The organism is Acidithiobacillus sp. (assembly GCF_027322205.1).
GTDB lineage: Bacteria > Pseudomonadota > Gammaproteobacteria > Acidithiobacillales > Acidithiobacillaceae > Acidithiobacillus.
Genome location: NZ_DAHVHY010000019.1, coordinates 13,974 through 33,283, shown reverse-complemented (window position 1 = coordinate 33,283; position 19,310 = coordinate 13,974). Strand labels below are relative to the sequence as shown.

Annotated in this window: 23 protein-coding genes and 1 riboswitch; of the genes, 16 read left to right on the top strand and 7 right to left on the bottom strand. The window is 59.8% G+C overall.

Going from position 1 to position 19,310, the window contains the following annotated elements; translation table 11 throughout:
• The coding region (locus tag M7F93_RS04865) for an ATP-binding cassette domain-containing protein (protein ID WP_298169952.1) at positions 1 to 396 on the bottom strand (396 nt) is incomplete at its 3' end.
• A gap of 264 nt (positions 397 to 660) precedes the next feature.
• Between M7F93_RS04865 and M7F93_RS04860 the strand changes: the two genes are divergently transcribed.
• The gene (locus M7F93_RS04860) at positions 661 to 981 is read left to right on the top strand and encodes a DUF202 domain-containing protein (protein ID WP_298169955.1); all 321 of its coding nucleotides are present in this window, start codon (positions 661 to 663) and stop codon (positions 979 to 981) included.
• Positions 982 to 1,006: 25 nt separating this feature from the next.
• Here the strand turns inward: M7F93_RS04860 and M7F93_RS04855 are convergent, their stop codons facing one another.
• A complete protein-coding gene (locus M7F93_RS04855) occupies positions 1,007 to 1,663 on the bottom strand; it encodes a MarC family protein (RefSeq protein ID WP_298169950.1) in 657 nt (218 codons plus the stop codon).
• Between the two features lie 112 nt (positions 1,664 to 1,775).
• Here M7F93_RS04855 and M7F93_RS04850 point away from each other — a divergent pair, with 112 nt between their 5' ends.
• The 13 genes from M7F93_RS04850 to tolB all read left to right on the top strand — a co-directional run bounded on the left by M7F93_RS04850 (position 1,776) and on the right by tolB (position 12,533).
• Complete coding sequence (locus M7F93_RS04850) at positions 1,776 to 2,036, top strand: FmdB family zinc ribbon protein (RefSeq protein WP_298169947.1); 261 nt, start codon at positions 1,776 to 1,778, stop codon at positions 2,034 to 2,036.
• Between the two features lie 83 nt (positions 2,037 to 2,119).
• The gene (gene aspS / locus M7F93_RS04845) at positions 2,120 to 3,910 is read left to right on the top strand and encodes an aspartate--tRNA ligase (protein ID WP_298169945.1); all 1,791 of its coding nucleotides are present in this window, start codon (positions 2,120 to 2,122) and stop codon (positions 3,908 to 3,910) included.
• Between the two features lie 86 nt (positions 3,911 to 3,996).
• Positions 3,997 to 5,094, top strand: coding sequence for a quinolinate synthase NadA (gene nadA, locus M7F93_RS04840; RefSeq protein WP_298169942.1), 1,098 nt, complete (start codon positions 3,997 to 3,999; stop codon positions 5,092 to 5,094).
• A gap of 8 nt (positions 5,095 to 5,102) precedes the next feature.
• On the top strand, positions 5,103 to 5,714 hold the full coding sequence (locus M7F93_RS04835; RefSeq protein ID WP_298169939.1) for a lysophospholipid acyltransferase family protein: 612 nt from the start codon (positions 5,103 to 5,105) through the stop codon (positions 5,712 to 5,714).
• Between the two features lie 74 nt (positions 5,715 to 5,788).
• Positions 5,789 to 6,541: a YebC/PmpR family DNA-binding transcriptional regulator gene (locus tag M7F93_RS04830; protein WP_298169936.1), complete on the top strand. Its 753-nt coding sequence runs from the start codon at positions 5,789 to 5,791 to the stop codon at positions 6,539 to 6,541.
• Positions 6,542 to 6,620: 79 nt separating this feature from the next.
• On the top strand, positions 6,621 to 7,121 hold the full coding sequence (gene ruvC, locus M7F93_RS04825) for a crossover junction endodeoxyribonuclease RuvC (protein WP_463670955.1): 501 nt from the start codon (positions 6,621 to 6,623) through the stop codon (positions 7,119 to 7,121).
• Between the two features lie 30 nt (positions 7,122 to 7,151).
• The gene (gene ruvA / locus M7F93_RS04820; protein ID WP_298169931.1) at positions 7,152 to 7,733 is read left to right on the top strand and encodes a Holliday junction branch migration protein RuvA; all 582 of its coding nucleotides are present in this window, start codon (positions 7,152 to 7,154) and stop codon (positions 7,731 to 7,733) included.
• Between the two features lie 39 nt (positions 7,734 to 7,772).
• Entirely contained in the window at positions 7,773 to 8,798 is a 1,026-nt protein-coding gene (ruvB, locus tag M7F93_RS04815; protein WP_298169928.1) for a Holliday junction branch migration DNA helicase RuvB, read from the top strand.
• Positions 8,788 to 9,210, top strand: a complete 423-nt coding sequence (gene ybgC, locus M7F93_RS04810) for a tol-pal system-associated acyl-CoA thioesterase (protein WP_298169925.1) — start codon at positions 8,788 to 8,790, stop codon at positions 9,208 to 9,210. The genes ruvB and ybgC overlap by 11 nt, the downstream gene beginning before the upstream one ends.
• Positions 9,211 to 9,216: 6 nt before the next feature.
• Positions 9,217 to 9,918: a protein TolQ gene (tolQ, locus tag M7F93_RS04805; protein ID WP_298169922.1), complete on the top strand. Its 702-nt coding sequence runs from the start codon at positions 9,217 to 9,219 to the stop codon at positions 9,916 to 9,918.
• Positions 9,915 to 10,325: a protein TolR gene (gene tolR, locus M7F93_RS04800; RefSeq protein ID WP_298169919.1), complete on the top strand. Its 411-nt coding sequence runs from the start codon at positions 9,915 to 9,917 to the stop codon at positions 10,323 to 10,325. Before tolQ ends, tolR begins: the two co-directional genes overlap by 4 nt.
• Positions 10,322 to 11,269, top strand: coding sequence for a cell envelope integrity protein TolA (tolA, locus tag M7F93_RS04795; RefSeq protein ID WP_298169916.1), 948 nt, complete (start codon positions 10,322 to 10,324; stop codon positions 11,267 to 11,269). Before tolR ends, tolA begins: the two co-directional genes overlap by 4 nt.
• Positions 11,262 to 12,533, top strand: a complete 1,272-nt coding sequence (tolB, locus tag M7F93_RS04790) for a Tol-Pal system beta propeller repeat protein TolB (protein WP_298169913.1) — start codon at positions 11,262 to 11,264, stop codon at positions 12,531 to 12,533. The genes tolA and tolB overlap by 8 nt, the downstream gene beginning before the upstream one ends.
• 27 nt (positions 12,534 to 12,560) lie before the next feature.
• Here tolB and queC read toward each other — a convergent pair whose 3' ends face one another.
• The 5 genes from queC to wbaP all read right to left on the bottom strand — a co-directional run bounded on the left by queC (position 12,561) and on the right by wbaP (position 16,862).
• Entirely contained in the window at positions 12,561 to 13,250 is a 690-nt protein-coding gene (gene queC / locus M7F93_RS04785) for a 7-cyano-7-deazaguanine synthase QueC (RefSeq protein ID WP_298169909.1), read from the bottom strand.
• A 2-nt stretch (positions 13,251 to 13,252) separates the two neighbouring features.
• Entirely contained in the window at positions 13,253 to 13,897 is a 645-nt protein-coding gene (queE, locus tag M7F93_RS04780) for a 7-carboxy-7-deazaguanine synthase QueE (protein WP_298169906.1), read from the bottom strand.
• Entirely contained in the window at positions 13,897 to 14,712 is an 816-nt protein-coding gene (gene ybgF, locus M7F93_RS04775) for a tol-pal system protein YbgF (protein ID WP_298169903.1), read from the bottom strand. Before ybgF ends, queE begins: the two co-directional genes overlap by 1 nt.
• 20 nt (positions 14,713 to 14,732) lie before the next feature.
• Positions 14,733 to 15,311, bottom strand: a complete 579-nt coding sequence (pal, locus tag M7F93_RS04770; protein WP_298169900.1) for a peptidoglycan-associated lipoprotein Pal — start codon at positions 15,309 to 15,311, stop codon at positions 14,733 to 14,735.
• Positions 15,312 to 15,395: 84 nt separating this feature from the next.
• Entirely contained in the window at positions 15,396 to 16,862 is a 1,467-nt protein-coding gene (gene wbaP, locus M7F93_RS04765; protein ID WP_298169897.1) for an undecaprenyl-phosphate galactose phosphotransferase WbaP, read from the bottom strand.
• A gap of 332 nt (positions 16,863 to 17,194) precedes the next feature.
• Between wbaP and M7F93_RS04760 the strand changes: the two genes are divergently transcribed.
• Together M7F93_RS04760 and M7F93_RS04755 are read left to right on the top strand one after the other, a co-directional pair.
• Positions 17,195 to 17,482: a HigA family addiction module antitoxin gene (locus M7F93_RS04760; protein ID WP_298169894.1), complete on the top strand. Its 288-nt coding sequence runs from the start codon at positions 17,195 to 17,197 to the stop codon at positions 17,480 to 17,482.
• An 18-nt stretch (positions 17,483 to 17,500) separates the two neighbouring features.
• Positions 17,501 to 19,171 (top strand): ArnT family glycosyltransferase, encoded by a 1,671-nt coding sequence (locus M7F93_RS04755; RefSeq protein ID WP_298169891.1) that lies wholly within the window; start codon positions 17,501 to 17,503, stop codon positions 19,169 to 19,171.
• A gap of 30 nt (positions 19,172 to 19,201) precedes the next feature.
• A riboswitch (Fluoride riboswitch) is annotated at positions 19,202 to 19,265 on the top strand.
• Positions 19,266 to 19,310: the final 45 nt, after the last annotated feature.

Here is a 19,310-nt window from a genome sequence, read left to right as displayed (position 1 = left end):
GACAATGGCTTCCAGACGTGCCTGCTCGGCGGCGAGAACGTCAAAGTCCGCATCGGGCTCGGCGTAGGCGGCATAAACCGCTTCCAGTTCCTGTTGCGCGCCGAGGATTTCACCGAGCCCCTCCTCCACTACCTGGCGCACCGTCTTATTCGGATCGACCTGCGGTTCCTGCGACAGATAACCCATTTTGAGACCGGGCATGGGCAGCGCTTCGCCGTCAAAGTCCTTGTCGACACCCGCCATGATCTTTATCAGGGTGGACTTGCCGGCACCATTCATGCCGAGTACGCCAATCTTGGCGCCAGGGAAGAAGGACAAGGAGATATCCTTGAGCAGGGCGCGCTTGGGCGGCACGATCTTGCTGAGGTGGTTCATCGTAAAAACGTATTGCGCCATGCCATTTTCCATCCAGAGAGTGGGGTTCAGACCGCCGGGGCGGATTTGCCCTAGTGTAGCGCAAATGGATAAGCCGCATACCCCGTGACATTACTTTTTAGGTCCCGATTAAATGCAATGAAGTCCATATTAAGTGGGCAGGCACTTTATCTGGCATGGCCGCTTGCCGTATTCTTACCGGTCGGAATGGGCTGATCTGCGGAAGAGTGATGTCCAGAAGGTGAATATACAAAGTAAAATGAAGGATAACTGAATTTGAGCACCATGCCTTACCACAAGTTTAATCCACGCGAATTTATTTTGCGGGACTGGCTGGCCCTGGACAGGACCGTATTGGCCAATGAGCGGACTTTTCTGGCGTACACCCGGACATCATTGACGCTGGTCCTTGCCGGGCTGACCTTCATCCGTTTTTTTGGCCCAGACATCTGGTCCACCATCGGCTACATCTCCCTGATTTTGGGTACTGTCCTCTGGCTGACCGGCATCAAGCGCTATCTGCAAATGCTGGGGCATTATCGCGCCATGATTATTGCGGAAAACAAGGCGCTGGACGACGACAAAGGCAGCGCCGTCACGCCCTGAGCCCTCCCACCCGGAGGCCTCGCGCTCAAGCAGTGCCGGTGTGTACCAGCCCAGGGAATAAGGCCGCCAAACCGTTGGCGATAAAGGTCACAGCAATGGCGGCGAGCACCAACCCGAAGATGCGGGTAGAAATATTGATGCCAGTCACCCCCAGCCGGCGTGACAAGGGTTGCGCCAGACGCAGTGCCGCGTAGGCCACCCCGGCAATCAGCAGTATATCGACAATCAGCAGGCCGCTGGCCAACCACGACGCATTTTTGTGATGGGCAATGATCACGGTGATCATGGTGCCCGGACCCGCCAGCAGCGGGATGGCCAAGGGTACGACAGCAACCGCCTCTTTCTGCATCCCCTCGGCGGCTTCCTCCGGGGTATGCCGATAGCGGCTGGACTTGGCCTGCAACATGTTAAAAGCCAGCATCATCAGCACCATGCCGCCAGCTACCTGAAAAGCGGCGATGCTGATTCCGAAGAATTTCAGCATATATTCACCGAGAAAGGCGGACGTCAGCAGCACGACAGCCACGGCACGGGATGTCAGCTTGGCCGTGGCGATCTGCTGTTGCGCATCTTCGTCGCCGGTCAGGGCAATGAAAATCGGAATGGCGCCAATGGGATTGAGAATGGCGAGCAGTGCAATGAGCGTCTGCAATGCACTGTGCAGTTCAGTGCCGATGGGCATCCGCGCCCTCCTTACCGGGTCGGTTCCATTGCAAGGCTCTTGAAAATTGCGGCGTGAGGACGTATTTAATAGGCATCTTTATAAGTTACAACCTAAATACGGAGTTAATACGATGCCAACTTACGAGTATGTATGCAAGGACTGCGGACACCATCTGAGCGCCGAGCAGCGCATGAATGATTCCCGTCTGACCGACTGCCCCCACTGCGGCAAACCGGGGCTGGAGCGGCAACTCAGCGCCGGGGGCTTCGCCCTGAAGGGTTCCGGCTGGTACCAGACCGATTTCAAGGGGGGCAGCAACAAAGCCAGTGAGAGCAAGCCGGAAGCCGCCGCCGCGCCGTCCTGTCCCGCTGGGGGCTGCGCCTGTCATTGACGTAGCGCGCGCGGCAAGGCTAGATTGTGCGCGGGCCTCCCGGTCGGGTGGCCCTTTTCTTGTTGACTCATACGGGATGCAGCATGCGGACACACTATTGTAATGGCATTCACGAAGGCTTGCTTGGCCAAACCGTCAGCCTCTGCGGCTGGGCGCAACGGCGGCGCGATCATGGCGGCGTCATTTTTATTGATCTGCGGGACCGTGAAGGCCTGGTACAGGTCGTCGCCGATCCGGATCAGGTGGACGCCTTCGCGGCCGCCAACGAGTGCCGCAGTGAGTTCGTGTTGCAGGTGGAAGGTGTTCTGCGCGCCCGTCCCGCGGGCACCGAGAATCCCCACATGCCCAGTGGCAAAGTGGAACTGGCCGCAGCGCGCATCAGCATTCTCAACCGATCCGAGCCGGTCCCTTTCCCGCTGGATGAGGAAGACATCGCCGAGAATCTGCGGCTCAAATACCGCTATCTGGACCTGCGCCGCCCGGAAATGCTGAATCGCTTGCGACTGCGCCACCAGGTGACCCGTTTTGTGCGCAGCTACCTGGATGCCGCTGGCTTTATCGATGTGGAAACACCCGTCCTTACCCGCTCCACCCCCGAGGGCGCCCGTGACTATCTGGTGCCCTCGCGCACCCAGCCGGGACATTTTTTCGCGCTGCCCCAGAGCCCGCAACTCTTCAAACAGCTCCTGATGGTGGCCGGGCTGGACCGTTACTACCAGATCACCAAATGTTTTCGTGACGAAGACTTGCGCGCCGATCGTCAGCCGGAGTTCACCCAGATTGATATCGAGGCATCCTTTGTCGATGAAGCGGCCGTCATGGGGATTGCCGAGCCCATGATTCGCGGGCTTTTCGCCGAGGTGCTGGGGGTGCAGCTCCCCGACCCCTTCCCGCGCATGACCTACGGAGACTCCATGCACCGTTTCGGTGTGGACCGCCCCGATCTGCGCAATCCGCTGGAACTCACCGAACTCACCGATCTCATGGGCGAGGTGGACTTCAAGGTCTTTCGCGAAGCCGCCGAACGTCCGCGCGGGCGGGTGGCCTGCCTGCGTATTCCGGGCGGTGCCCAGCTCAGCCGGGCGCAGATTGATGTCTACACCCAGTTCGCCGCCATCTACGGGGCCAGGGGCTTGGCCTGGATCAAGGTGAATGCCCTGGATCAGGGTAACGAGGGTCTGCAATCCCCCATCGTCAAGTTCCTGCCGGAAAATGTCCTGCGGGAAATCCTCCGGCGGAGCGGCGCGGCGGCGGGCGACATCCTCTTTTTCGGCGCCGATACGGCCAAAATCGTCAACGAAGCCCTCGGCAACCTGCGTAACCGTCTGGCCGCTGATCTGGGTTTGCTGGAAGGCAAATGGTGCCCGGTCTGGATCACCGATTTCCCGATGTTCGACTATGACGACAAGGAAGACCGCTGGACTTCCACCCATCACCCCTTTACCGCGCCGCAGACGGAACACTTGGAAACCCTCAGCCAGGATCCCGGCAACGCCCTGGCGCGGGCCTACGATCTGGTGCTCAATGGCAACGAAATTGGCGGCGGCAGTATCCGCATCCATCAGGAGGTGGTACAGGAAAAGGTCTTCGCCGCCCTCGGCATTGGTGCGGAAGAGGCGCGGGACAAATTCGGTTTCCTCCTCGACGCCCTGCATTATGGCGCGCCGCCCCATGGGGGTCTGGCTTTCGGACTGGACCGGCTGGTCATGCTCCTCTGTGGTGCCGAGACCATCCGTGATGTGATCGCCTTCCCCAAGACGCAAAAAGCCGGTTGCCTGCTCACCGAAGCCCCTGGCACCGTGGCCGACAAGCAGCTTCAGGAATTGGGCATCCGCCTGCGTCCCGGAGTCGGCGCCGACGTACAAAATCCCTGAAAAGGGCACCGCTTGACGGGCAGCAGGCGGCTTCGTAACGTAATCGGATATTTTTGCACGCGCGATAGCGCCTGAGAGGGTCGGTTATGGGTGTGGAAACGGTGATGATTCAGGGACTCCGGCGCAGCGATGGGTTGGAACTCGATGCGCGGATTCGGCGGGCCAAGGCCGCGCTGGGTAAACGCGCGGTCATCCTCGGCCACCATTATCAGCGCGAGGAAGTCTACCGTCACGCCGACTTTCATGGCGACTCCCTGCAGCTCTCCCGTGCTGCCGCCGAGCAGGAGGCCGAGTTCATCGTCTTCTGCGGCGTTCACTTCATGGCGGAAGTGGCCGACATTCTCAGCCGCCCGGAACAGGCCAGCATCCTGCCGGACCTCAATGCCGGTTGTTCCATGGCCGATATGGCCGATATGCCCCAGGTGCAGCGTGCCTGGGAAGAGCTGGCGACAGTGATCGATGTGGAGCGGGAGGTCACACCCGTCACCTACGTGAACTCTTCGGCCGCGCTCAAGGCCTTTTGCGGCGTCCACGGCGGCACCGTCTGCACCTCCTCCAATGCCCGCAAAGTGCTCGACTGGTCTTTCCAGCAACGTCCCAAGGCCCTGTTCTTCCCCGATCAGCATCTGGGACGCTGGACCGGGCATCAACTGGGTATTCCCCTGCGCGACATGCCGGTCTGGGACCCCAGCCAACCCCTCGGCGGCCTCACGCCCGAGGAAATCCGCCGTGCCAAAATTCTGCTCTGGAAAGGGCACTGCGCCGTCCACCAGATGTTTCAGCCAGCCCATATCGAACGCTGGCGCCGCGAGCATCCGCAAGGGCAGGTGATCGCCCATCCAGAAGCGTCTTTTGAAGTCTGCCAGAGGTCCGACGCCGTCGGCTCCACGGATTTCATCCTGCGCACGGTCAAGGCGTCGCCGCCCGGCAGTGCGTGGCTGGTAGGCACGGAGGTCAATCTGGTCACCCGCCTGGCCGACGAGGTGCGCGCGGAGGGCAAGACGGTGGAGTTCATGTCGCCTATGGTCTGCATGTGCTCCACCATGTTCCGCATTGATCCGGAGCAACTGGCGCGCTCGCTGGAAAGCCTCCTTGCGGGTCAGGTGGTCAACCGCATTCAGGTAGACCCCGAGACCGCCGCTCTGGCCCGCCTGGCGTTGGAACGTATGCTGGCGGTTTCCTGACGGACACCATGGGACAACCGTCTGCGGCGGCCGATCAGGCAACGGAATGGTCCTTTACCCAGCGTGGCTTGCATACCCTGCTTTACAGCTATACCCGCTTTTATCAGGGGGGTCACTGGGAGCCCAGCAGCGTTCCTGAAACCGGGCCGGCCATCCTCGCCTGCAACCATGTGTCGGTACTGGACCCCCTGCTGCTGGTCGCCAGCAACCAGCGGGTGATTTCCTTTCTGGTGGCTCAGGAATATTACGAAAAGGCCTGGATGCGCCGTCTGCTGGACCAAAGTTACAGCATCCCGGTACGCCGTAACGGTCATGATGTGCGCGCCCTGCTGCAGGCGCGCCGGTTATTGGAAGACGGACGGGTGCTGGGTATTTTCCCTGAAGGCGGGATCAACCGCGATCAGACCCAGAAAGGCGTGGCCTGGCTGGTGCGGGAAAGTGCCGCTCCGGTGGTGCCAGCCCATATCAGTGGCGCACGGCAAGGCCGGTCTGACCTCGCCACCTGGCTGCACCGGCAACGGCCTCTGTTGCGTTATGGCGTGCCCCTGCATTTTCACCGCGATGCCGATGCCGCCGAAGTACTCGGTGCCACCATGAGCGCCATCGCCACCCTCGCATGACGGCATCCCCGCCTTTGCGGTACCATGGACGATATTTTGGCAGAAGAATCCAGTGATAGAACAGGGAGTACGTCATGTCCGGGCATAGCAAATGGTCCACCATCAAATTCAAGAAAGCGCTGAAGGACGCCAAGCGCGGCAAGATTTTCACCCGCCTCATCCGCGAAATTACGGTGGCGGCGCGGGCCGGCGGCGGTGATCCGGCCAGTAATTCCCGCTTGCGTCTGGCCCTGGACAAGGCCTACGGGGCCAATATGACCAAAGACACCATCGAGCGGGCAATCAAGCGTGGCACCGGTGAGCTGGAAGGTGTGGATTACGAGGAGGTAACCTACGAAGGCTATGGCCCCGGCGGCATCGCCATTCTGGTCGAGACCATGACCGACAACAAGGTTCGCACCGTCGCCGAAGTGCGTCATATTTTCTCCAAACGCGGTGGCAATATGGGCACTGCAGGCTCGGTGGCCTATTTGTTCAGGAAGCGCGGTCTGATCAGTTTTCCCGCCAATGCCGACGAAGACCGGATTCTCGAAGCGGCACTGGAGGCGGGTGCTGAAGATGTGGTCAACGAGGGCGAGCGTATCGCCGTCTACACCGCCGCAACGGAGTTGCATAGCGTCGCCGTGGCACTGGAAGCGGCGGGATTGAAGGCAGAAGAAACCGAAATCACCATGATCCCCGAAACAACCATAGAAGTGAGCGGGGAGGATGCGGAAAAAGTGTTACGTCTGATAGACTTCCTCGAAGAGAATGACGACGTGCAGAACGTTTATGCCAACTACGAGATCAGTGACGAGGAAATGGCCCGTCTGGAAGCGGTCTCCTGAACCTGCGGCGGAGCTTTTGGCAGAGGCTGCGGCCATGCTGAATGCCGGAGCATCGCCTGCATCCCTGCCCAAGGCGGCGGTGCGGATCATCGGTATTGATCCCGGTTCTTTGCGCACTGGCTACGGCATTATTGAGTCCGACGCGTCTGGCCAACTCCGGCATATCACCCATGGTTGTCTGAATGTGTCCGGGCAGCCCTTTCTGGAACGCATTGGCGCCATCTATCACGAACTGAAACAGGTCATTGGCGACACTCAGCCGAATGTGGCGGCCATTGAGCAGGTGTTCATGGCGCGCAATGCCGACTCTGCCCTCAAGCTGGGGCAGGCGCGCGGTGCAGCCCTCGTCGCCTTGCTGGAAGCCGGGTTGCCCGTACATGAATACACGGCACTGCAGATCAAAAAAGCCGCCGTCGGTGGTGGCCATGCGGCCAAGGAGCAGGTACAAAGCATGGTCCGCTGGCTCCTCAAACTGAGCGAAAACCCGCAGGCCGATGCTGCCGATGCCTTGGCTTGTGCCATTTGTCATGCCCACCATGCCAGCACCCGGCAACGCTGGCAGCTGGCTGCCAGCCGCTGAACCGCGTCACGACCGAAGGGACCATCCGTCATGATCACCTCGCTTACCGGCACCATCTTGCAGCGGCGTCCGCCCTGGCTCTGGCTCAACGTGCAAGGGGTCGGCTATGAACTGGAGATGCCCCTGTCCGGCTTTTATCAGATGCCCGCCGAGGGTGCAGCACTGACCGTCTACACCCACCTCACCATTCGCGAAGATGCCCATTTACTCTATGGTTTCATGACCATAGCGGAGCGTGATACCTTTCGCCTGCTGATCCGGGTCAACGGTATCGGCGGCAAGGTGGCGCTGGCCTGCCTTTCCGGTCTGTCTGCGGAGCGGCTCAGTCAGGCCGTGGCCGAGGGCAACACCGCGCAACTCACCGCCATCCCCGGTATCGGCCCGAAAACCGCTGAACGGCTGGTGGTGGAACTGCGTGACAAGATGGGTGGCATCGCGCCGGGACCGGTGGGCAGCACCGCTGGCAGCGACCCCCGACAGGAAGCCATTGCAGCACTGCTGACTTTAGGTTATAAGCCTGCGCAGGCGAGCCAGGCCATAGCCGGTCTGGCGGAAGGTCTGGGTTTGGAAGACCTTATCCGGCAGTCGCTGCAAAATTTGTCACGTCATTGATTTTTTGGAACCCACCAGCGCGCCAATGGTCAGACCAGAATGATGGATAGAGGCCCTCTCGCCCCCCAGGAAGCCCACAATGATGCGGTGGATCATGCCCTGCGTCCGCGGCGGCTGGCGGAGTACCTCGGACAAGCCAAACTGCGCGAATCTCTGGGTCTGTATATTGACGCGGCCAAAGGTCGCAGCGAAGCACTGGATCACGTGCTGCTCTTCGGGCCACCCGGCCTCGGCAAAACCACCCTGGCCCATATCATCGCCCAGGAGATGGGTGCGGGCCTCAAGGTCACTTCTGGCCCAGTGCTCGACAAGCCAGGTGATCTGGCCGCCATCCTCACCAACCTCCAGCCCCACGACGTGCTCTTTGTCGACGAGATTCACCGCCTCAGTCCGGTGGTGGAAGAAATCCTCTACCCAGCGCTGGAAGACTACGAACTCGACATTCTCATCGGCGAAGGACCTGCGGCGCGCTCCATCAAAATCAGCCTGCCACCCTTCACCCTGATTGGTGCCACCACCCGTGCCGGGCTGCTGACCTCGCCGTTAAGAGATCGCTTCGGCATCAGTTTTCATCTGGAATTCTACAGTGATGCCGAGTTGACGCAGATCGTCACCCGTTCCGCCCAGATTCTTGGCACTCCTCAAGCCCTGGAGGGCGCGCAGGAAATCGCCCGGCGCGCGCGGGGCACGCCGCGCATCGCCAACCGCCTGCTGCGCCGGGTGCGGGACTACGCCCAGGTACGGGGTAATGGCGAAATTGACATGGCGACGGCGCAGGCCGCCCTGACCCTCATGGAGGTGGACCAGCACGGTTTTGATGGCCAGGATCGCAAGTTGCTCCAGGCCGTCATAGCGCGCTTTGCGGGCGGGCCGGTAGGGGTGGAAAGTCTGGCGGCGGCCATTGGCGAAGAACGCGGCACCATCGAAGATGTGCTGGAACCCTTTCTGATTCAGCGCGGTTATCTGATTCGCACCCCGCGCGGACGCTGCGCAACGGAACTCAGCTATCTCGCCCTCGGCCTGACGGCCCCCAAGGAGCCCGGGGGGCTTTTCGATGCTGGCTAATGATCCCATCAGCACTTTCCACGTTCGCGTTTATTATGAAGATACGGATCATGGCGGGGTGGTGTACCATGCCAACTACTTACGCTTCATGGAGCGCGCCCGCACCGAAATGCTGCGCGAGCGGGGTTATGAACTGGATGTACTGGAGCAGGATGCAGGAATCATTTTTGCGGTACGCCGCGCCCGCCTGGACTTCCGCGCTCCGGCCCGCTTCAATGACCTGCTCCGGGTGGGAACCAGGGTCGTGAACAAGAGCCCCGTGCGCATGGATTTTCGGCAAATCGTTTCTGTTGGGGACAGGATGCTCTGTAGTGGAGAGGTGGAAGTGGTCTGCCTCGATGCCGCTGGTTTTCGTCCCCACGTTATCCCTGCGGCATTATTGCAGGCCATTCCTCTTTCTGTTCAGCCGTGAGATTTTATGGATCCCCATACCATCGCCAATACCGCCCAGTCCCTCTCCATGACCCATCTGGTGATGCACGCCAGCGGGGTCGTACAGGTCATTCTCGTCATATTACTCATCGCGTCCGTTGCTTCCTGGACGATCATCTTCCAGAAGTTCGCCGTCTTTGCCAGCGCACACAAGGCCCTGGCACGCTTCGAGAAGCGCTTCTGGAGCGGTGGTGAGATGAGCCAGATCTATCAGCACGTTTCCGGAAACAGCAACCTGGAGACGGGCGCGGGCAGCATTTTCTGCGCCGGTTATGAAGAATTTCAGCGCCAGCGCAATAAAATCCGTCCCAGTGACGCCCTGGATGCCGCACGGCGCGCCATGCGGGTTGCCCAGATGCGCGAAGTGGGACGCCTGGAAAACAATCTGGCTTTCCTCGCCTCCGTATCCTCTGTGAGCCCCTTTATCGGCCTCCTCGGCACCGTCTGGGGCATCATGACGGCTTTCATGGCTATCGGCGTTGCGGGGCAGGCCACTCTGGCGACGGTGGCGCCCCCTGTCGCAGAGGCACTTATCGCTACGGCGGCAGGCCTTTTCGCGGCGATCCCGGCGACCGCCGCCTACAATCGCTATGTCCATCAACTGGACAATCTCGATGCACAGTATGAGGTTTTCATGGACGAATTCACCAACATCCTGCATCGGCAGGGGCCTGAGACGAAGCCATGAAACGACGGCGTCTTATGGCGGAGATGAACGTCGTCCCCTACATCGACGTGACCCTCGTGCTGCTGGTGATATTCATGCTTTCCGCACCGCTGCTGACCCAGGGGGTGAATGTCAACCTGCCCAAGGGCGTGACCAAACCGGTATCGGATAAAACACCGCCGGTACTAATTTCGGTGACCAGGCAGGGTGGTATCTCGATGCAGTACAAGCAGAGCCACCGCGCCGTTGCCCTGGATGACCTCGCAACGACGGTGCGGCATATTGCTGCCGCTAGCCATGATCAGGTGCAAGTGCTGGTGGGCGGTGATGCGCATGTGGATTACGGCAAGGTCATGGCGGTCATGGCGCGTTTGCAGGAGGCGGGCATTTCCCATGTCGGCCTGCTGACCCGCCAGGAGGGACATTGAAAGAACGCAAACGGATCTGGCCGCTGGTGCTGGCTATTGCGCTCAACGGCGCGATACTGGTGGCCTTGTTCTGGAGTTTTCACATGAACGTGCCTAGCAGCACCGGGGATACCCCGATGCAGGCACAACTGAGTAGCGGCATGCCACCGGTTGCGGCACCGGTAGCCAAGCCAGTCCCTGCGCCGAAACCTGTACCCGCGCCCGCTCCGAAGCCCGTGCCGGTACCAAAATCGGCGACGCCACCCCCGCCCAGCGCCACCCGGATTGCCGCCGAAAAGGCGGCACAAGAGAAGGTGGCAAAGCAGAAAGCCGCACAGATCACCGCCGCCAAACAGGCCGCCGAAAAGCGGGCCGAGAAGTTGGCGGCACGCGCTGCGCATGAGAAAGCCGCACAACGGGCAGCCGCCACAGCTGCCGCGGAAAAGGCTGCTGCACAAAAAGTGGCCGAAAAACGCGCTGCCGAAAAACAGGCCGCTCAAAAAGCGGCAGCCGCACAGCGCGCGGCTGCGCTGAAGCAGCAACTCGTCGAGCAGCAGGCCAAAGCCGCTGAAGCCGCACGGGCCAAGGCGCTGCAGCAGCAGATAGCCGCCAGGGCCAAGCTACAGGCCGAGGCCAATATGGCGGCGGCTCATGCCCAGCAGGCAGCAGAAAATCAGCGTCTGATAGGGCTCTTTGCACAGGAAATTCGTACCCAAGCGTATAATGCATGGGACACCCACTTTTCGGCGGCATTATCCTGTGTTGTGCAGATTCAACTGAGTCCACAAGGGCAGATTGTTGGGCAACCTGTGGTTGTCCGGTCCAGTGGCAACCCACATTTCGATCGGGCAGTGATTTCTGCTGTAGAGCAGGCGGCGCCGTTTGCCCCGCCTATCGGTCTTTCCTATTCCCTGTACAAAAATGTCGATCTCAAATTCAATGCGGAGGATCTCAATCATGGCTAATAAACGCCTCTGGACCCTGGCCATTTTTCTGCTGGCATGGGCCTTCGTTCTTCCCGCCCAGGCAGCGCTCACGGTGGAAATCACCAAGAATGTGGCCTCGGCTCTGCCTATCGCCATTCCCTCCTTTGGTCCAGGCATAGCCGGACAGCCATCCGTTGCCGATGTGGTCCGCAATGACCTGCGCCACAGTGGTTTGTTCCGGGTCATTGACCCGGCGGGCTACCCCGGTGATCCCCGCGCTCCCAGCGGCGTGAAGGCGGCCGACTGGACAACGGTAGGCGCCACCGGTCTTGCCGTGGGTTCTGTGGAGCCGCTGAACGGCGGCTATGTGGTCAACGTCTACGTCTACAATGTCAGCACGGGGCAGGAACTCACCGCCAAACGTTTCACCTGCTCCGCCGCTGAATTGCACATGACCGCGCATCACGTCGCGGATGTCATCTATAAGGCCTTTACCGGCAAACCCGGCCCCTTTGCCAGTCGCATCGCCTATGTCCGGCAGACGGGCGAAAACTACGAACTGCTGGTGGCTGAATCCGATGGCTGGAATCCGCACCCCATTGTGCGCGGGGTTATGCCGGTGTTTTCACCAGTCTGGTCGCCGGATAATCACCGCCTGGCCTACGTGACCTATGCCGATTCCCGAGCCATCATCTATATTCAGGATCTGGCTACCGGACAGCGTCAGTCCATCGCTCCCGGTGGCGAAATTGTCAGTGCTCCGGCTTTTTCGCCCAATGGCGAAGAATTGGCATATGCCCGTTCCTCCGGTGGTCATACGGAACTCTACGTGGCGAATCTGCGCACCGGACAGCGCCGTAGGCTCACCAACGATGACGCCATCAATACTTCCCCGACCTGGTCGCCGGACGGCAGTCAGGTCATCTTTGTCTCCGACCGCGCCGGTGGACCACAAATCTATGAGATGAACGCGAGTGGTGGTGGCGTGCATCGCCTGAGCTATGACGGCGGCTACAATGCCAGCCCGGTCTATTCACCTACCGGCAATGCCATTGCCTTCATCCACCGCACCGATGGCGTCTATGCCCTCGCGGTAATGAAGCCGGATGGCAGCGACGTTCGCGTGCTGGATGCCCAGGGCAATTGCGACCATCCGAGCTTCGCCGGCAATGGCCAGATGATCCTCTACGGTACCCACCGCGGCAGGCACAAGGTCCTTGCCGAAGTCAGCCTGGACGGCAAGACCATGGCCATACTGCACAGCAACGCAGGAGAGGACAGCCAACCGGCCTGGTCCCATTAACAGGGACCGGTGACGGGGGGCCGATACTCAGGAATCCTGATAAGGCGTGGGATCGGCAATCCCTGCCTTTTGGAAGCCTTCCCGGCGCAGACGGCAACTGTCACAGCGGCCACAGGACCGGCCTTCGGCATCGAGCTGGTAGCAGGAGCGGGTCATTCCGTAATCAACACCCAAACTGCTGCCGAGACGAATAATCTCGCTCTTGTTGAGAAATTGCAGGGGGGCGTGGATACGCGGTCCACGGGCTTCGTCGCCGAGGCGGGTGGCCACCTGCGCCAGTGCCTCAAAAGCCTGTACGAATTCAGGACGACAGTCAGGATAACCACTGTAATCCTGACTGTTCACTCCCAGAAAAATATCTCTGGCTCGCAGCACTTCTGCCAGCGCCAGCGCCAGCGCCAGAAAAACGGTGTTGCGCGCCGGTACATAAGTGATGGGTATGCCCGGCGTCGGTCCGGTCTCGGGGACGCTGATTTCCGGGTCGGTGAGTGCGGAGCCACCAAAGGCCGCCAGGTCAATATGAACCACCCGATGGCTGGCGGCGCCCATGGCCTGTGCCAGCAGTCCCGCGTAGTGCAATTCTTCCTTATGGCGTTGCCCATAATCAAAAGAGATGGCGTGGACCGCAAAGCCATCCCGGCGCATGAGCGCCAGCACGGTGGCAGAATCCAGTCCGCCGGAGAGGAGTACGATGGCAGGTATGGCAGGCATTGGCATGGTCAGTGTCCGGGCAGGTCGCCCCAGATCAGTTTGTGCAACTGAATCTGCAAGCGTACCGGCAGATGGTCAGCGAGTATCCATTCGGCGAGATCGCGCAAGGCAAGCGCCCCATGGCTGGGAGAAAAGAGTATTTCACAGCGCTCCGCCAGTGCTTCCCGCACGAGTACATCTTTGGCCCAGTCATAATCGGCGCGACTGCAAAGCACAAATTTAATCTGGTCCTGCGGGTTAAGTAAGGGCAGATTTTGCCAGAGATTGCGTTCGCACTCCCCGGAGTCTGGGCTTTTAAGGTCGAGCACCTTCACCACCCGGGCATCTACCCCCGCCAGCGAAAGGGCGCCGCTGGTTTCCAGAAAGACTTCATAGCCCGCGTCGCAAAGCTGCGTCAGCAGCGGTAGCACATCGGCCTGTGCCAGCGGTTCGCCACCCGTCACCACCACCAAGCGATTACCACCAGCGCGAACGGCTTCCAGAATCCCGGCAATTTGCTGCCATTCCCCGCCATGAAACGCGTAGGCCGTATCGCAGTAATGGCAACGCAAGGGGCAGCCCGTGAGACGCACAAAAGTCGCGGGGCGCCCGACACTGCGGGTTTCCCCTTGCAGGCTGTGGAAAATTTCCGTGATGCGGAGCCGCCCCTCCATCACTTTTTGGCGGGCAATGCCTGCAACTGCGCCTCGGCCTTCTGTGCCGATGGCGTGCTCGGATATTGCCTGATGATCCTGTCGAGGACGACGCGGGCTTTGCCGGACTGGCCGATGGCCTGATAGATTTCCGCCATCCGCAACATGGCTTCCGGCGCCTTGCTGCTTTGGGAGAAACGCGTCTGCACGGTGTAGAGACTCTTCAGGGCCGCGTCATTTTGGCCCAGCACATACTGTGCTTGTCCGAGCCAGTAGTAGGCGTCGGGTATCAGGCTGCTCTGCGGATATTTCTGAATAAACCCTTGCAGACCAGTGACGGCGGAGCCGTACTTGCCTTGACGCAACCAATCAAAAGCCTTCTGGTAATCCGTCTGCCCCAAGCTCTGGATTGTGGGCGCCGAAGCATTGCTTGCGGCGCTGGCAACGATTGCGGCGGGATTGATAAGCGCTGCACTGCTGGCGGTGATAGCCGTGCTGCTGGCACTGGCCGTGACGGCGGTGGCAGCAGCAGTCAGATCCGCCAGTTTTGCGGCCAATGCCTGCTGCCGAGTCTGCAGAGCATGGGTTTTGGTGTCCAGTTCGCCGCGCAGATCGCGGACTTCCTGTTCCAGACGCTGGGTGCGTCCGAGCAAGTCAGCCAGTGCGCTCTGACTGCCTTTGTTGGCCTGCTGAACCGCCACCAGGCTGCTCAGCTCGCCCTGCATGACCGCCATTTGCTGTTGCAACTGCAGCACTTTCTCGCCGGTTGACTCGGCCTGAGCGAAAGGACTCAGGCATAGTAAGGAAAGGACGGGAAAAAGATGCCAGCGTTTCATCAGCACACTCTCCTTGGCGTTCAGCCGTTATAGCCACCGCTGTAAACGAAGTCCACGCGGCGATTTTTTGCCCAGCAGGCAGAGTCGTTCGTGGTGCACAAGGGATTGTCCTTGCCAAAACTGACGGTGCTGATCCGCGCCGCACTGACGCCCTGGGATTCCAGGAACTGTTTCACGGTCTCGGCCCGCTTCTCGCCGAGGGCCAGATTGTACTCCTGGGTACCGCGATCATCGGTATTCCCCTCCAGACGGACCCGGATATGGGAGTGGGCGACCATGAACTGCGCATTCTGGGTGGCAATCTGCTGGGCGTGTGCATCCATTGAGTCACTGTTAAAGCCAAAATGTACCCGCAAATGCTGCGGCAAAGCGGCCAGTTCAGCGGCAGTCAGGCCACTGCTGCCCCCGCCGATGGGGCCGTTGGCATTAAGGTTCTGGCCATTGATGCCTTCACCGGCATAACCGGCCGTGGCCGCAGAGTGAGCGGGAGCCACCGCACTGGCGCTAGTGGGTGCCCCGCTCCCCACATTATGAGCACAACCCGCCAGCGTCAGCGCCCCGGCTACAGCAACAACCACTTTCAGAAGATCAGCACGCATGTTTTCAACCCCCGCAAAAATTTACGGAATTGTAGCCTGTAGCCGGAGATAATAGCAATGCGGTACGCACAAGCGGGGATGTCTTCAATAAGCCCCTTCCCGCCGCAAAACCACCTTGACGGTGCGCAGCAGGATGACGATGTCGTACCAGAGTGTCCAATTCTTCACATACCAGGCGTCGAGATAGGCGCGTTCGTCAAAGGTGGTCTCCGATCGCCCGCTGACCTGCCATAAGCCGGTAATACCCGGATAAACCAAATGATAAAGGCAAATATTGGCGCCGTAACGGTCAATCTCCCGCTCCAATAAAGGGCGGGGACCCACCAGGCTCATATCGCCACGCAGTACATTGAAGAGCTGGGGCAACTCATCCAGGCTGCCGCGCCGCAAAAACTTCCCGATTCGGGTCACCCGGGGATCATTGCGGAGCTTGAAATTTCTTTCATACTCCGCAGCCAAATCGGGGCGACTGTGCAGATATTGTTTCAGACGATCGTCCGCATCCATCACCATGCTTCTGAACTTGAAGCAACCAAATAGCTTGCCGTTACGACCGATACGTTCCTGAGCATACAATGCACGCCCGCCATCCTCCCTGCGAATGCGCCAGGCGATGTAAAGGAGCAGCGGCGACAAGAACACGATGAGCAGCGAAGCGGCAATCAGATCGAAAAGTCGCTTGGTGATACGCGGGCCAAGCTGGGCCAGGTTGTCCCGCACCCGCAGCATCAGCACCTCGTGACTGAAGAAGTGCATCACCTCCAGACCGAAGAGTGGCAGACCGCGCAGGGGAGGAGCGATGGTGAGGTTGGGATAGCTGAGGCCCAGGGAGCGCACCAGCCGTTCCTGGGCCTCCCACTGATCCATATCCAGCGCCAGCACCACATGGGGTTTGCCCAAAGCGGCCAAGGTAGCCAAAGGATCCTCTCCCAGGGGCTCTATGGACGCATGGGTGGGAAAGCGCCCGGCGGCCGGATTGCTCCCCCCCGGCACCAGCACCCGTTCTACGGAATAACCCAGCATGGGCTCGCTGTTCAGGGCGCGGATGGCCTCGGCGGCGTTTTGCCCACAACCGATGACTACTACCGGCCGCATCCAGGCACCCAGGCGCTGCAAGGTCCGGCGCAGCAGCCATCGCGTCACGGGTAAGAGTCCCAGGACCAGCACCCAGGTGGAAAAGAGCCATAGCCGTGACAGTTGCCATTTACCGGAAAAGGCGATGGCCGCATTCAACGCCAGCAAGAGGATGAACACCCCCAGCATTTCACCCATCTCGTCCCAGAAGGCCTTGCGCCGGGAGTAATGCCCCTTAAAGGCAAAGGCCATAATGCCCAATGTCGACAGCACAAAGAAAACAAGCAGGTTGATTTGCGCAAAGTTTCCCCACCAGTGGAGCAACACCCAACCGGGATTCAGATGGTAAAAGAAGGCGTGGGAAAGACGGCCGAAATAAAAGGCCGTCAAAAGTGCCATCATGTCGCCTAAGACGAGCGTATAAGGCACCCATTGCGGCCAGCGAAAATGCACCTGTGGTGACGCTGCAGATTTCATGATGTCACCCATCAGAACCGCCCATACGCCGCCACCCCGTCGCTTCAGTACCATGAGGCTGGAATTGGACTCTGGAAAGCGCTTGCGCGTCAAGTCTGCCGTAAACCAGCCGAATATGGCGCTGCGGAACTGCTGGCGCGGACATCAATTCGTTCGGTTTTCGAGGGGTTCAGGTTGCTCATGGTAACCCTCAATTTCTGAAATTGAATTCATAAGTAAAGATCCATGCACATCGCCGCAACACAGCCCCGCCTTCGTGTGCTACCCTGTTCAGCGGTCGCTGAACAGGGCGGAGCTGGTCGATTATCTGGATTACCACTAGGAATGATATCATGAGCGAAATGCACAATCCCGCGCATCCCGGCAAAGTACTACGCGAGTATCTGCCGGAAGGTATGAGCGTCACGGATGCCGCTAACGCCTTGAACGTAACCAGGCAAACACTATCGGCGCCCTTGAACGGGCGCTCTGGTGTAAGCGCTGATATGGCATTGCGTCTTGAAACAGCGCTGGGGATAGATGCCGGGTTCTGGTTGCGCATGCAGGTGGGCTACGACTTGTGGGAAGCGCGACAATATGAAGCATCGCGATGCTTAGCGATTTATACGAAGCCAGTGTAACCTCACCAGGAGCTGACCATGTTCTCCCGGAATAGTGCTGCCAGCCGATTCTTTGGACTGAAGGTATTCGCGGTTTTTCTGCTGGCACTGCTGTTCTTCGGCTGTGGTGTTGGCAATACCAGTCTTTGGAACATTGACGAGCCCATCTATGCCCAGTCGCTGAAGGACCAGATTGCCCAGCACAATTTGGTGGTCCCGACGTTCAATGCGCGGCTGATGCCCGACAAACCCGCACTCAATTACTGGCTCATGTGGACCGGCGTCAAGGTGCTGGGCTTGAACTCCTGGGGTTTACGGATGGGTTCCGCCGTCGTCGGGGCCTTGCTGATCCTTTATCTGATTATGGCCTTGCGGCGTCTGTATGGTGAAAATATTGCGTTAATCGGCGGCCTGCTGACGGCCACGGCGCTGCACAGCACGGTGATTTTCCGCGGCGCCACACCGGACCCCCTCCTCATTCTGACGGTCACCATTGCCCTGCTGAGTTATCTGCGCGGATACCTGTTCCCGGATATCCGCAGCCGCGAACTGCTCATCGCCTATGCCGCCATGGCCTTCGCCACCCTGGATAAAGGCCCCATCGGATTCCTGCTGCCAGGCCTGATTATCGTGCTGTTTTTGCTGCTGCGCCGGGAGCTGTCCTTTCTCTGGCGGGAAGGTCGGCTGGACTGGGGAATACCGCTTTTTCTGGTCATCATGCTGCCCTGGTATCTGGCCGTGGGCGTCGAAACCCACTGGGCCTGGGATCGCGCCTTCATCTTCAAGCAGAACATCGGTCGCTTTGATGACAGCATGCAGGGGCACCGCGGCCCCTGGGTGTATTATCCGATCAGCACCTTTCTCGGAATGCTGCCCTGGTCGATTTTTTTGCCGCAGGCTTTTCGGAATCTCTGGCTTTCCCGCCAGCGCTTTTTACGCAGTCAGCCGAAGACGCTTTTTCTGCTGGTCTGGGCGGCGACGTGGATCGGCTTTTTTACCCTGTCCGCAACCAAGCTTCCCAATTATGTCTGGGAAGCCTATCCGCCGCTCTTCATTCTGCTGGCCGCTTATTTTGAGAAAGTCCGGGTGAATGCCACGCAGCCCGCGCGCTGGGGAATGGCGGTCTCCCTCGGGGTGCTGTTCCTCATTGGATTGGCGCTGAGCGTCTTCGCCGCCTGGGTGGTGCCTTTGCGCGTGCCGCACTTGCCCGACATGGTGGAGATCGGTGTGCCTTATATGCTGACGGCGGGTATCGCCCTGGCCCTGCTCTGGCGCCAGCGCTGGGTCCTTGCCTGGGTAACGCTGGGCACCGGCAGCGTCGTGCTGGCGGCGCTGCTGGTTTTCGTTATCACCCCGCCCTTTAACACCGTGAAACCCGCACGGGCGATGGGGCAACAGATTGCTGCTCTGCAAGGCCCACAGCCCTACCGTCTCGCCTCCTGGCGGTGGTTTCAGCCGAATTTTCTGTTCTATGCCGGACGCGGCAACATGCCCATCCGTCATCTGCAGGCGTTGACGAAATTACCCGCAGTCCTCGGCCCGGAGCCGCTTTATCTGGTTTGTCCGGCCAGCGCTGTTCATGCCGTTCGCGCCGCTGTGCCCGCCGCCTATCGGCAGCAGACCATCATGATACGATACGAAGTCTACAATCACGAAAAGATCGCCCTGCTGCGGATCGCCGCGCGCAAAAAACTGGCGGAAAGGTCTTGACCTCATCATCGCACCTTACTACCATGAACTGACCATAGCGGTGATGAAGTCCACCCAATAACCGCCTTTATAGGCTAATGACTGCTACTGATCCTGATCGCAAGGTCGGGCGGTAGAGAGTTGTAGAAACCATATAAAG